This is a genomic window from Deinococcus sp. HSC-46F16, from assembly GCF_024171495.1.
Taxonomy (GTDB): Bacteria; Deinococcota; Deinococci; order Deinococcales; family Deinococcaceae; genus Deinococcus.
Window position 1 is genome coordinate 329,184 of record NZ_JALJZW010000001.1, and the last position, 13,548, is coordinate 342,731.

13 protein-coding genes are annotated in these 13,548 nt (G+C 63.7%); all 13 read right to left on the minus strand.

All coding sequences use genetic code 11. The annotated features are described in order from the left end of the window. Nucleotides 1–396 (minus strand): hypothetical protein, encoded by a 396-nt coding sequence (locus tag L1280_RS01700; protein WP_253580285.1) that lies wholly within the window; start codon nt 394–396, stop codon nt 1–3. A 288-nt stretch (nt 397–684) separates the two neighbouring features. Next, nucleotides 685–1,206 carry a hypothetical protein gene (locus L1280_RS01705; RefSeq protein ID WP_253580286.1) on the minus strand — a complete coding sequence of 174 codons (522 nt, stop codon included), beginning with the start codon at nt 1,204–1,206 and terminating at the stop codon, nt 685–687. A gap of 70 nt (nt 1,207–1,276) precedes the next feature. Beyond that, the gene (locus L1280_RS01710) at nt 1,277–2,734 is read right to left on the minus strand and encodes an N-6 DNA methylase (RefSeq protein WP_253580287.1); all 1,458 of its coding nucleotides are present in this window, start codon (nt 2,732–2,734) and stop codon (nt 1,277–1,279) included. A gap of 27 nt (nt 2,735–2,761) precedes the next feature. Beyond that, nucleotides 2,762–3,541, minus strand: coding sequence for a M15 family metallopeptidase (locus tag L1280_RS15780; RefSeq protein WP_253580288.1), 780 nt, complete (start codon nt 3,539–3,541; stop codon nt 2,762–2,764). After that, nucleotides 3,538–4,053 carry a hypothetical protein gene (locus L1280_RS01720; protein ID WP_253580289.1) on the minus strand — a complete coding sequence of 172 codons (516 nt, stop codon included), beginning with the start codon at nt 4,051–4,053 and terminating at the stop codon, nt 3,538–3,540. The genes L1280_RS15780 and L1280_RS01720 overlap by 4 nt, the downstream gene beginning before the upstream one ends. 56 nt (nt 4,054–4,109) lie before the next feature. After that, complete coding sequence (locus L1280_RS01725; RefSeq protein ID WP_253580290.1) at nt 4,110–5,672, minus strand: restriction endonuclease subunit S; 1,563 nt, start codon at nt 5,670–5,672, stop codon at nt 4,110–4,112. Nucleotides 5,673–5,684: 12 nt separating this feature from the next. Then, nucleotides 5,685–6,206 (minus strand): hypothetical protein, encoded by a 522-nt coding sequence (locus L1280_RS01730; RefSeq protein WP_253580291.1) that lies wholly within the window; start codon nt 6,204–6,206, stop codon nt 5,685–5,687. A 26-nt stretch (nt 6,207–6,232) separates the two neighbouring features. Next, a complete protein-coding gene (locus tag L1280_RS01735; protein ID WP_253580292.1) occupies nt 6,233–9,016 on the minus strand; it encodes a type I restriction-modification enzyme R subunit C-terminal domain-containing protein in 2,784 nt (927 codons plus the stop codon). 87 nt (nt 9,017–9,103) lie between these two features. Next, on the minus strand, nt 9,104–9,682 hold the full coding sequence (locus tag L1280_RS01740) for a hypothetical protein (RefSeq protein WP_253580293.1): 579 nt from the start codon (nt 9,680–9,682) through the stop codon (nt 9,104–9,106). Continuing rightward, nucleotides 9,682–9,891 (minus strand): hypothetical protein, encoded by a 210-nt coding sequence (locus L1280_RS01745; RefSeq protein ID WP_253580294.1) that lies wholly within the window; start codon nt 9,889–9,891, stop codon nt 9,682–9,684. Before L1280_RS01745 ends, L1280_RS01740 begins: the two co-directional genes overlap by 1 nt. Nucleotides 9,892–9,944: 53 nt before the next feature. After that, complete coding sequence (locus tag L1280_RS01750; RefSeq protein WP_253580295.1) at nt 9,945–10,166, minus strand: hypothetical protein; 222 nt, start codon at nt 10,164–10,166, stop codon at nt 9,945–9,947. An 85-nt stretch (nt 10,167–10,251) separates the two neighbouring features. Continuing rightward, a complete protein-coding gene (locus L1280_RS01755) occupies nt 10,252–12,351 on the minus strand; it encodes a hypothetical protein (protein WP_253580296.1) in 2,100 nt (699 codons plus the stop codon). An 855-nt stretch (nt 12,352–13,206) separates the two neighbouring features. Further along, nucleotides 13,207–13,548: a hypothetical protein gene (locus L1280_RS01760; protein WP_253580297.1), complete on the minus strand. Its 342-nt coding sequence runs from the start codon at nt 13,546–13,548 to the stop codon at nt 13,207–13,209.

The window sequence follows — 13,548 nt, forward strand, 5'->3', positions numbered from 1 at the left end:
TCAGCGCGGGAGGGCCACCGGGTTCCATCCGCCCCACAGCACGATCAGCAGCAGGAAATTCAAAGGCCACAGCCGCAGCCCCACCGTGAGCCGCCCGCCGCGTCCCCGGCGCGTCAGCCGCACGGTGGGCAGATACAGAACCGCTCCGAGCGCCAGGAAAAACAGCGGCCACCGGCTGTTCACGCCTGCCCCGTTGCCTCCCAGAAGCGCGTCGAAGGGTGCCCACGCGAGTGGCCCGCAAGCCGCCGCCATCGCCAGATACGTCGCTGCCCGCCAGCCAGCGGAGGCCACCCCAGTGCGTGAGCGCTCGCCCAGGGCGACGAGGCCCATCACGCTGTAAGCGAGGAACAGCGCGGCGGGCAGCCACAGCGGCAGGGTCAGCAGCGCGTCGGTCATGGCTCCATGCTCCAGCGTAACGGCCGGGGCTGCTGCAAATGTGCGGCGACAGAAAACGAAAAAGGCCGCAACCAGCGGCTGCGGCACTCTTTTTCTGGCTGGCGGAACGGGAGAGATTCGAACTCTCGGTACGGTTGCCCGTACACACGCTTTCCAGTTGTTCCCGGAGGTACAACGCGTCCTACACGGCGCTTTCCGTCTGCCAGCCTGAAGAATGAGACACGCTTCCGCTGGGGTGGATTCTACAATGTTCCGAGTTGCAATGACCGGCCAGCAGGCTGCAGTCGGCTAATGCATCGGGTAGAAAACCCGCACCCCAGAGGCGTACCAGTGGGTGTAGCGGCGCTTGAAGCACCGCACTCCAACATCCTCCGTCGCCAGCATGACCTCTTCATTGCCATACGCATCTTCCGGCTGCTTGTCAATCTGGGCGAAGCACTTGTCGAAGAGCGACATCGGGTACTTCCCTTTCGTTTCCCTCTCGATGGCTTTGAGGAGGAACGTCTTGTCAGCGTTCGTCAGAGGAAACCGCGTGGCGACGTACTCTGACGAGATGATGACTTCCCCGCCCGTGTCCCCCTTGTACGTCGTCAGGATGACTTTGAGGTTTCGGTTGACGATCTGGTAGCTGTAGTCCGTGAAGGGTGAGGGCGCACGGCTCGTCTTGGAGATGAACTTGCACTTCTCCGCTGAGCCGCAGGGTTTGAGAGCCTTACTGTTGATCGGGTAGCCGAGCTGTGCATGGGTGGTGGTCGAGCACATCAGCGTGCCCAGCGCGATGAGAGCAAGTCGTGTTGAGTGTTTGAGCATGGAAGCCTCCAAAAGGACTGAGTGCCGTTGAGTACCCGGTGGGTTCAACAGCACTCTTCCAAAGTGCCTCTTACTGGGTCGGCACCAATTCCTCTGCGACCTGGCGGAACTCGTCGAGCGCCGCTTCCAGGCTCTCCACGATCTCCGCCGCCAGGACCCCCGGCGCGGGCAGGTCGCTGCCTTCTTCCAAGCTGTCGTCCTTGAGCCAGAACACGTCGAGGTTCACCTTGTCACGGGCGAGCAGGTCGGCCAGGTCGTATTTCCGGAAGCGCTCCGACTCCTGACGCTGGCTGCGATCCTCGGCCTGGTACGCCTCCACGAAGTCGCGCAGGTCCTCCGGGCGCATGGGCCGCGTCTTCAGGGTGAAGTGCATGTTCGTCCGCAGGTCGTAGAACCACACCGCCTTCGTCCGGTCCGTCTCACCGCTGGCATGGCGGTCAAAGAAGAGCACATTTGCCTTCACGCCCTGCGCGTAGAAGATCCCCGTCGGCAGCCGCAGGATCGTGTGCAGGTCGCAGTCCCGCAGCAGCCGTCGCCGTAGGGCCTCACCTGCTCCGGCCTCGAACAGCACGTTGTCGGGGACGACCACCGCAGCCCGGCCTCCAACCTTCAGCATGGAGAGGATGTGCTGAAGGAAGTTCAATTGCTTGTTGCTGGTCGACACAGTGAAGTCGTCCCGGCTGTAGCTCTGCTGCTGGCGGGTCACCTTGCCGTCCTCGTCCAGCTCTACCAGGGCGCCTTTCACGCCGAAGGGCGGGTTGGCGAGCACGATGTCAAACCGCTGGCCGGGTGCTTTGGCGAGGCTGTCTTCCCGGTGAACCGGCGTCGTCTGACCGCCGATCCCGTGCAGGAACATGTTCATCGCGGCCAGCCGCACCACGCTGTCCACGATGTCGGCCCCGTAGAAGGTCCGCTCCCGCAGGTCTTCGCGCTCGTCGGGGTCGAGGGCATGGTTCTTCGTCAGGTAGTCGCGGGCGGCCAGCAGGAAGCCTCCGGTGCCGCACGCCGGGTCGGCAATCGTCTCGCCGGGCTTGGGCCGGGTGACCTCCACCATCGCGTCGATCAGGGGCCGGGGCGTGAAGTATTGTCCCGCACCCCCCTTCACGTCCTCGGCGTTGCGCTGCAACAGGCCCTCGTAGATCTCGCCCTTCACGTCGAAGGGCAGCCCCGACCACTGCTGCTGGTCGATCAGGCTAACCACCCGCTTGAGGCTGGCCGGGTCGTTGATCTTGTTCTGCGCCTTGCGGAAGATGACGCCGAGCAGGCCCTGCTCCTTCGCCAGTTCCTCCAGCGTCTTGCGGTACTGCGTCTCCAGCTCTGCCCCGCTCAGGCCCTGCAGCCGGTCCCAGGAGTACGCCTCTGGCACCTGTGGGGCGTCGGGGTCACCCTCCATCTCGGAGGCCATCTTCAGGAACAGCAGGAAGGTGATCTGCTCCAGGTAGTCGCCGTAGCCCACGCCGTCATTGCGAAGCACGTGGGCGAGGTTCCAGACGCGGGCGACGAGCTGAGCGGGGTTGACGGTGGTCACGGACCCAGGATAGGGGAGGGCCGCCGCTCAGCGGCCCGCAGATGGCGTCAGGGGGCCACATGCCTGGGTCAGCTCCGGGCGGTACTCGAAATGCATGGTGTCGTGGTGGTACCAGCGTCCGCCCCAGATCCATCCCCGGCGCTCGAAGAGGTGGACGAGTTCGGCGGGCATTCGGTTGCGGTACCGGATCCCGGCCTGCCCCTCGGCGTAGCCTTCCCACTGCCAGTAGTTCGACTGCGCCGTGTTCAGGTCAATGGCCGCCCCGAACGCGTGGACGCTGAGCCGCGGCGTGCGGGCCACCTTGCGCCACAGGAACGTCCCCGCACTGGGCCGTGCGTAGGGCAACAGGTGGGGCCTTCTGGCGAGGTCCCCCGCCACCTGCCGCAGCGAGGCGGCGGCTCCGTTGACCTGGGTAACCAGCAGGCGCTGGCCGAACCAGTTCACAGCCACCAGGTGCCGCTGCACCTCCTGGGGCGTGCCCCCGTACATCTTGCGGAACAGCGGCTCGTAGCGTACCCGGCCGGGGTCTTCATTCCGGGCCGGAGTTCGCAGGGGCGCACACGCGGGGTAGCGCGTGTCCAATTGGTTGAGCAGCCCTGGGGCGTTGAGCAGGCTGACGTAGGTCGGGGCGTTGGCCCGTCTGAGGGGCATTCGCGTCCCATCCTTCCAGATCAGCTCATCGCCCTCGACGCCCCCAAGGTGCGCCGGATACGCCTGCACCAGCCTCAGGGCCGCCGCTCGGTCCTGGGCACTCAGGGCCTGCGTGGCACCCGCCCCCAGCGCCCAGCACAGCAGCACCCACCTCACGGGGTGCAGTAGTTGATCCAGGGAGCCACCCCAGGCGTCCCGGTGCGGCGCATTTCCACGTAGGTGTAGTAGCGGCCGTCGTCGCTGATGTCGCGGGTGAAGCGCAGGTTCATGGGGCCGAAGTTCTGCGCGACATCGCGAATGCTCGACGCGTTCTGGCGGTTCAGCCAGGTGGTGATGGCGGCCTTGCGCTCCGAGCGCAGGTTGAAGCACTTCAGGGCCGTGTCCAGCACCATCTTGGTGAAGATGGACCGTTCGCCCGGCGTGAGGTACTCCCGCATGGCAAGGACGCGCACGGCACTTACGCGGCCAGCACGGGCCAACTGGGCCTGACCGACGGCCAGCGTCAGGTTGCGGCCCTCTCCGGTCTTGCGCTCGACGTAGAACACGTCCTCGTCCACCCGGAGGGAGCCGACCACGTTCGAGCCACTGGCAAGCAGGCTGCGGAGTGGAACGGTGGCGGCTTCGGCGGTGGACAGGCTCAGCAGGGCGAGACAGAACAGACTACGCATGTGAGGTCAGCATAAAAGGGTGGGCGTGACGGCGAGGCCGCATTTGCGACTGCGGATCACAGAAGCTTGGGCGAGGAGTCGGTCTTGCGGGGACGGCCCCGTTTCCCCGTGCCTGCCCGCATGGCCTTGGCTCCGGCCTTGACCTTCTCGGCCTGAATGCGCTCCAGCAACACGCTGGCCGGCTCGTCTGCCGGATCCTGGGGCACCAGTTCACCCGTGAAGGCCCGGTGCAGAATGCTTTGCCGCGTGGCCTCGGCCCGCTTCAGCTCGGCGGCTACGGTGGCCTCCATGTTGTCGAGGATGGACAGGCGGCGTTCGACTTCTGAGACGATGTAGGTCTGTTCAGGGATGGGTGGCAGACTGATCGGAAGAGCTCGAATTTCGCTTAAGTAGAGATGTGGTTGAGCAGTGGACCCGGAAGCCCCGCGCATAAGCTCCTGGGTTACTGGAGCATTGAGGGCAATCTGTAGGAAGTCAACATTCATGTCGTAAGGCCCTACGCGTATAGCAGCGAGGTTTCTATCTGGACTGAACTCAATGCCTCTTGGAACGATGGCAGTGCGACCAATGGTCCCAACGCATGTAATTAGAAGGTCTGATGGTTGCGGAGAGTAGCGCAATTTTACGCGTTCAAAATCACTCTCGGCAATATACGTACAGCCGTCAAAGTTTACATGCCAGTTTCTGATGTTCTTGGCAGTCAGGTGGGGAATGCCGGACGCCACCCTTTTCGGTGGGTTGTGGTCCCCATCCGTGACCAAGAGAGCGATTTGTTCAACACTTGCCCATGTCCAACCGTGCGGTAACTCCGGGAGCCCCGCCGCCTCCGGTCCCTGCGGTTCCTTGTACTTGCCCTTCTTGCCGCTCTGTGCCCACTGTGCTCGGCGCTCTTTCAAAATGCGGTGCAGCAGTTCCGTGCCAGTCTCAGGCGCCGGGTTCGCCTCCCGCCATTCCCGCGACAGTTCCCCAGTGACGGCAGCGTGCAGCAGGCTCTGACGGTAGCGTTTCAGGAGAGCCTGGGTGCGTTTCAGCTCTGAGACGCCCGCGTCCAGCTTGCTAAACAGCTCTTCAATCCGGGTGACGATCCGTTGCTGCTCGGCGAGGGGTGGGAGGGGCACAGGTAGGGCAGCCAGTATGGTGATGTTGATGGAGGCAAGATTAGTGGTCTGCTTGCCCATCTTATCGAAGTAAGTGCGCCCAAGTGTATTTCCATACCACGAAAAGAACTTCGGCTCCAATTCTTGTAGCCGAGGCCGTGCTCGAAACACGTGGTTTTGGAAGGTGCAAGGGTCTACTTCTGACTTCCATACCCAGCCTCGCCCCAGCTTGTCCCTGTCACCACCCTCATTAAAGAGAATATCTCCAGATTGAAGCAGAAGGTCATGAAGTTTATCACTCGGAACGCAAATCGTTTTCACTTCTGAAAGATTGAAGAAGCCGCGTTGTACATTCGCAACTCGGAGATATGGCACCTCTACGGCTTTTTCATACTGCTTCTTTGTGTCTTTGGTAATGCCCCCCTTGATAGCTGAGATTTCGCCGAGCGTTGTCCAAACCCAGCCAGGCGGCAGGGGAGGCTGCTCGGACGGGGTGATGGCAGGTTCAGCGAGGGTGGTCATCGCGGCATTCTCTCAAACGGGATCGGGAAGGTGGGGGTTGCGGGGCGGCGCAGGCAGCAGTTCAACCCGGCCTGCCAGATCCCTCAGCTCGACATGTCGCGTGAAGTCTGGAGCGAGGTTGTGGATCATGGCGTCCTCGTCATAGGTCACCGGGAGTTTGCCTGCCTGCACGTGGGGCCGCAGGGTTCGGAACCACTGGCGGTAGTCGTGGTCGGCAGCGTAGGCCGGTCGCATGATCTCCGGAAAGTCGAGGATGAACTGCCCGGCGAGGTGCCGGGGCTTCAGGTCACCCCGCAACAGCTCCTCCCACTTCAGGGCCAGGTGGCGGTCGTCGCGTCGCATGAGGATGACCGAGGCGTCGGACAGAAGGAAGGCCGTAGAGGAGGGCGTGACCAGCCAGTCGAGTTCCCGAACGTGGCAGGCGGCGTAGACCTGAAGACGGACATGCTGCGTGGCTCGACTGCGGGCAAAACGCACCTGCTCGAAGCCCACCCGGTGCAACTCGTCCACCAGTGCGAGGAGGCGACGGTGCATAAGGGCGGGGAGGTTTGTCTCCCTGTTCATGCCGCCAGTACCTCGGTCAGTTCCTCCAGCAGCTTCCGCAGTTCCTGCTCACCGAAGACCTGCTTGGCGCGGTACAGGCCCCCGAACTCGTTGAAGGGCGTGTCCTTCAGGTCGCGCTCCTGCACCTCCAGCGACTTGCCGACCTGTGCCCGGATCAGGTCCAGCCACTGCCGCTGCTCGGCCGTGAAGGTCCGGCCCTGGGCCTCCTGACCCTGCAGCCACGTCTGAAAGCGGCTGTCCACCGTCGAGGCGAAGGGTTCCAGCACCTCGGTTTTCTCGGTGGCGAACCGCACCAGTGCCACCAGATCGGTCAGGGTTCGACCCGGCCCGGCATTGCGCACCCGCCCAGCCTCCAGCCGCTGGTAGGCGGCGTACAGGTTCTCCGGGGTCAGGTGGGGGTCCTGCCCCTGGAGGGCCTTCGACAGCTCCTTGATCTGACGGAAGGTCACGTGCCGCTGCGCGTAGGGCTGGGCGTACAGAATGCTCAGCGCGTCGATCTCGTCCTTGCGCTCCTCGATGAACTGCCGGAAGGTCCTGACCCGCCCTTCGGCCACGCGCAGGGCCAGGGCATCCTCGTCCTCCCGCTCCACATGCTCGCCGGAAATCACCCGGTCCTGGCTCACCGTGTCGATGGCGACCTCGTTCAGCCGCTGCACCCTTACCAGTTGGTCCCTGAACTTGGGGTTGCCGAATGGCCGCACGGCCTCGTCCCGGAGGGCTTCTGCGGCGTCCTCCACGTCCTGCGGAGTCACGGCCCGATCTTCCGCAGCCGCCACCTCGGCGGCCCGCTGCTGGGCCTGCTCTGGCCGCGTGGCCCTCAGGAGGGTGCCGATCAGGGTCCCCAGCGGCTGCCCCGCCTCGGCTTCGAGGTCACTGCGCTGCTCACCCGTCAGGGTCTGGTTCAGCCGGGCCAAGCGTCCGGCCAGCGAGGTCAGGGCATCGTCGCTCTGGTCGCCCATCCCGACCGCATGCAGCAGCTTCTCGAAACTCACGCCTCGCTTCTTCTCCAGGGGCTTGGCCTCGCTCTTGTCGCTTTCGGTCACGCCCACCGCGTCCACCAGCAGGAAGAAGGTCTTCTCCTCGGCGTCCTCGCTCACGGCTTTCAACTCGTCGCGGCTGACCACGCGGGTGCCCCGGCCCTTCATCTGGTCGAAGTACGAGCGCGACTTCACGTCCCGCATGAAGATCAAGACCTCCAGCGGCTTCACGTCCGTCCCGGTGGCGATCATGTCCACCGTCACGACCACGCGGGGGTTGTGCTCCACCCGGAACTTCTTGATGAGGTCGTCGGTGCGCTCGCCCGTGACCCCGTAGGTGATCTTCTTGGCGAAGTCGTTGCCCTTGCCGAACTCCTCCCGGACGATCTTCAGGATGTCGTCGGCGTGGGCGTCGCTCTTGGCGAAGATCAGCGTCTTGGGCACGTACTGGCGCGTCGGGAAGACCTGTGGCAGCACCGCGTCCCGGTAGTGCCGGATGACGGTGCGGATCTGGTCCACCGCGACCACGCTGCGGTCGAGTTGGTTGGCCGCGTACTCGAAGTCATCCGCCAGCTCCTCCCAGCGCACCTTTCCCGTCTCCTTGTCACGGTAGTCGAGGAAGTGCCCAGCACTGACCTTGCCGCCCTGCTCGGTAATCTCGGTGCGAATGCGGTACACGTCGAAGTTGACGTTCACGCGGTCGACCACCGCCCGCTCATGGCCGTACTCCATGACGAGGTTCTTGTTGAAGAAGCCGATGGTCTGGGCGCTCGGCGTGGCGGTCAGGCCGGTCAGGAAGGCGTCGAAGTACTCCAGCACCTGCCGCCAGGTGCCGTAGATGGAGCGGTGGCACTCGTCGGTGATGATGAAGTCGAACGTCTCGATGGGAACCCGTGGGTTGTAGGTGACGGTGCGGGCCGCCTCCTGGGCCGCCTCGCTCCCCAGCTCGAACTCGCTGCGCTCCTCGTTCTCCTCGTCGAACTCGGTTTCGCCGCGCAGGATGGAGTACAGCCGCTGGATGGTGGTGATGACGACCTGGGCGTCCGGGTCGATCCGGTTGATCGTCAGGTGCTGGACAACGTGCAGCTCGGTGAATTTGCGCCCGTCGTCCGGGGTGTCGAAGTTGCTGAACTCGCCAAGCGCCTGCTTGCCGAGGTTGCCCCGGTCCACCAGAAAGAGAACCCGTCTGGCTCCGGCGTGCTTGAGCAGGCGGTAGGTGCTCGCCACCGCTGTGAAGCTCTTGCCGCTGCCCATTGTCATCTGGATCAGGGCGCGGGGGTGCCCCAGCGCGAAGGAGCGTTCCAGGTGGGTAATCGCCTCGAACTGGGCGTCCCGCAGGCCGGTCCGGGCCAGCGGCGGCAGATGGCGAAGGCGTTCCCGCAGGGTCTGGGCCTCTTTGAGCCAGGCGCCCAGCGTCTCCGGCTTGTGGAAGTGGAACACGGGCCGGGAGCGGCTGTCCGGGTCCCGGAAGTCCCGGAACTGGACCTGCACGCTGTTCGCCTCGTAGCCGAAGGGCAAGGGCGTTCCCGCCACCTTGATGAACGCAGGCAGGCCGACGGTGTACTTCTCGGTCTGCTCGCTCACGCCGACGAGGGAGGTGCCCTTGGGCTTGGCCTCGATGATCCCAACCGCCTGGCGCTTCCAGAACAGCATGTAGTCGCAGGGACCGGCCGCCGTGGGCACCTCCCGCACCGCCACGCCGTCTGCCGCGAACAGGTTGGCGCTCTTGTAGTCCTGCACGACCCAGCCTGCGGCCTGAAGCTGGGCGTCGATCACCTGACGGGCTTGCTGCTCCGGTAGCATCGTCCTCCTCGGTCGCCGGGACGAGCCCGGTGGTGCGCGTGGGCGCAGTCTACCCAGGAAGCGTGTCGACTCTTGCCGCATTTGCATTCAGGCGGCCTCGGCGACAGGCGGAGCCAGACGATGCCAGGCATTCTGGTAGCTGCTGTAGGTGCCCAGGTTGTTCAGATCGATCCGGACGTATTCTCCAGCTTCTGCGGGAGTCATGACGAAAACCTGGGGTGGTTTGCCACCCTTGGATTTGCACACCAGCACCAGAAAATCGCAGTCACGGGCGTAGTCCTTGACCTGACGCGGGTCGGCGTACTTCCCCTTGCGGGTGGGGGAGAGGGAAAACCGGAAGACATCCGGGAGCCGGGAGTCATGGACGACCTTCACCTCCACCCGCCACCCGCCGACCAGCACGTCATACGGATGGTCCCGGTGCTGGGCCGCCATGTGAATGGTCGGGAGGCCCATCTGACGGCCCTGTTCGACGACCAGGTGTTCGCCGTACAGCGCGGTCCGCAGGTTGGGCGCGTTGGTGGGGAGGCTGTGGGCACGGCGGTAGTTGGCGACGGTGCGGGCGCTGAGGCGGAGCCGGGAAGCAATCGCGCTGTCCGTGAGCCCTTTGCCGTGGGCGTCAAGGATGGCCTGCTCCTGCTGCGGCGTGATCTTGTTGTGGGGCATCAGGCCGCCTCGACGGCTGGGCTCTGGGTCAGGGACGCCAGTTGTGCGTCGAGTTCCTCAAGTTGCGCTTTGATGTCGGCCGCCCAGTGGGGCGTTCTTGCGCCGGGCGCCGCAAAGTGGTGGCCGAGCCACCTGCGAACGAGGCGGTCACGCTGGCGGCAGAGCTGGCGGCGGCGTTGAAGCAAGGCACTGATCGTGGATGTGGACATGCAAACCTCCAAGAGAAAGCCCCGGCGCGGGGCCGGGGCGAGAGGGCGGTGGGTCAGGGTGCGGGGTTCTGCTCGGCGCTTCCAGAGAGCCGGGCAATCTGGCGCTCCACGTCGAGCAGTTCCTCGGATACGGCCATAAACGAAGCCAGCCGTTTGGCAGGCAGGACGGGGGCGCGGCTGCGGATCAGGAGCTGGTAGAGCCGATCCTGACGGTCCTGAAGACGTGCTCGGCGGCGCTCCAGGCGCTGACGTTGGGTGGGGTTCGGGGTGTTCATGGCATGAAAAAACGCCCGGATGGGCGCGGAGGGGAAGTGCGGCGGAAGAAGTCGTAGGCCAGGTTTGCCGCTTGTTCTGGGTGGTTCACACGCACTCCCGTTGATTTCCAACAGAGTTGTTCCGGCTCGCCGCACTTGGCTGACCACCGGGGGTGGAAGTACCGGCCAGCAGGAGGCGGAGCACAGGCAGCACATCAGCCTCCGTCGTACCTGCGGGCGCAAAGACGATGCCCCCATCCGATCCGATGTCACGCGTGAAAGTCCTGGACCGCTCAACACGTTGAAGGCCCATGCCTTGGAGAATCTGGTACAGCGGGGCTCGGTCGTTTCCGCCGTAGCAGCGCACTCCAATGAAGCTGGAGTCGTTGTATTCGGCGATCCGATACTTCTTGAGCTGACCTGTCCGCCGCCAGTGGTGCAGTTCAGGCGTCTTAGCTCGCTGGAGCCCTTTTCGCAGATTGGCCGACTGTCTTGCCTGCCTCTCCAGGTCGTCATGACGGAAGGGAAGCAGTCCCAACGTTTCCAGAGCAGCAACAGGGACACAGCCAAAGACTTGCAGCAACTCCTTCGAGATCACCCTCACCGCGTCCTTCCACCCGTCAAGCTGCTTGCCTGCTTCAAACGTCACCGACGACTGAGTAGGTACACGGTGCCAGTATTCACTGGGAAGGTCCGGATCGAAGAACGTGATCACCCTGGGGCGGTGCTCCCCATCAAAGTGAGGTTGTCGCCCGCGATGAAGCATTTGCAGGAGCTCACTTTGAGTGATGTGCTTCATGGCGCTTTGACGGGCATCCGCGCTGTAAGGCCAAAGGGCTGCAAGGTCATGATCTCGGAATGTCCGGGGCAGATATGGCGGGAAGACCGCGACCACATGCCAACCGGTCCAGGCGTTCTTCCCACGGCCGGCCCACCAATGAAATCCCTCAGCCCGTCTGGCAACCTCGTAAAGCTCCAGCATCATGGTGAGCATGACCGTCCAGGGATGACTTTGTTTGTTGAACTCTTGTGGGGCAAGGACCAGCACGTGTTGATGGCTCTGATCCAAGAGTTCGGCAACCGTTCGAGTGACCTGTGCCCTGGTGGTTTTGACTCGTTCCGGCTCTGAGAAGTCCCGGTAGGTGAATGGCTTTTCGTTGATCACCTCAATCTCCAAGGGCAGCCGCCTGTCGAACTCAGTGATCAGCCTGACTGGGAAGGGTGTGAAGAGGGCGTCGTAGGTCTTCTGGGTGGCGTAAGCGTCCAGAACGAGAACTGGGCAGGGGAGGGCAATGGGCACGCGAAGATCGAAGCGGAAGGTGGCTTTCGCCGGGTCGTCCTTCCAGAACAGGCCGAACCGGTGACTGTACTGGCCGTGCTGCGAGGCACTGAGATCTTCCTCCAACGCCTGAGCCACCAACGACACTGGAAGCCGCTCCTCTCGTCCCTGACGGCTCAAGTCCGAGTTGATGGCAGCCAATGTCCCCTCAAACGACCTCCTGTCGAACGCTGCATACTCCGGCATACGTTCGGCGATGTGCTCCCAGAACGCCTCACCCGTCAGGCTGTGGCGGTCAGGTCGCGCCTTGCTGTCTCCCCAGCTATTCCACCCGTCCACACCGGATACCGGCAGATGAGCCTTGATGTCGGTCCAGAGGGCCACCAATGCGTGCGTGAAAGGATCGGGCGCGGCCAGGCGGAACAGGGCGTCACAGCGCAGCGCGGACACATCCTTGAAGTCCTCGGAGGAGCGAACCAGCAAAGAGAAGAGGGGATCCTCGTCAACGACCAGCAACTCGGCATGGCGCAGGAAGTCACCAGCCTTGGATGGCCGGGTACTGAACACCGCTTCCAGATGGGCGTGGGCGATGATCTTGATCCCTTTGTTCCAGGGTTGCTTGAACTGCTTCTCGTACTCCTCCTCCGTGTCGAAGTGCTTGCGCCCCCGAACAATCTCTGGCTTGCTACTCAGCACTTGACCAAAGCGGCGCTGCACCTCCCGCCCCACAGCGTTCTCGCCCAGGGTCGCGTGGGTGGCGTAAAGGATGCGTCTCAGCCCCTTGACAGAGCGGAGTGAGGCCAGAGCCTGGATCACTGCATCGGTCTTCCCATCACCAGGAGGGGCTCTCAGGACGTAAACCCCAGGAACCCCCTTGATCTGGTGGAGCAGGTTTTTTACAGCGTCAGTTGAGATGCGAACAGGCATGTTGACAAAAGGGCGTCTGGGACGACGTTGAGGAGAAGGGGCTTGTCCTGAACTTCTTTACTCAAGGGAAGTGAACCGAACTGCGGGATTGCTGCCCAACAGCCGGGAGGGTACAGGGTCGGGAACAGGGGGGACCTCCAGAGAGACGAGGAGTGGGGTGAGGATTCCCTTCGCTGGCCGGAAACGGACCGGCGCAGGCAAAAGGACCACAATGACGACAGACCAACGTCTGCGGCCACAGGCCGCAGAAACCCAGCCCTACGGCTGGGTTGAATGGGAGATGAGGGATTTCAGGTCAACAGGCGCCGGGCAACAACCGGCCAGCGAGAGCAGCAGGGCACTTCACAGGAGCGGAGGTGTACTTCAGTGTACGGGTGCATCTGCTCCGCTCTGCAATTCCGGGGAGTTCTGCCAAGCCTCGACGGCCTGCCAACCGCAGGGGGAGTTGGCTGGGGCGAAGCCCACGGAAGTCAATCCTGCCTGGAGAACTGGGACAGCGCAGCGGCAGGCTCCCCCACAACTCTGCGGCCGGTAGGCCGCACTCCCCACATGGAAGTCGCACAGCGAGTCCGCTCGGAAGGGAGTGGGGTGCGGGCATGGTTGAGGTCACCCTCCCTGTCGCGCCGACTCTCCAGCGAGTCTCAGAATCCCGAATGGAGGCCACTCCCTCAGCCTCTGGGCCCGGTAGGGCCAAGGGTGGTCCACTGCCGCGTGTGGGTGCGGACGCGGACAGCCTGGGGCTCGCCGCACATGGGGTGGGGGGGTACTTTTTGCCTGAGCGAGTGGAGGAGGGGGGTTGGGAGCCTCCGACGCAGGAGAAGAGATTTCCCCGGTAACTCGCTGGTGGCTCGCCGCTTACCCCGCCAGCGTGGCTCCACCTTCAACGTGTCGCCGGATGGCCTCGACGAGGGCGCGGATGTACCTCATGTCCCTGTCTCCTGGCTCTTCCCCGAAGTGGCGCCAACGGCGCTGCTCGAAGAACAGACAGGAGCGCAAGACGTTCAGGTCATCGGACACCTCGCCCGTGGTGTTGAACCGCTCCAGTGTGGCGTTGGCAAGGTCGCCGCACCGTTCAAAGCCGCCCGACTGCTCGTAACCATCGAAGGTCAGGGCGAAGGTGCTCAGCGTGAACCAGTCAGCATCGGAGGCAGGCACATGGTCTGGACGCAGCTCATCGTTGGCAATGTCCTCAGTCAC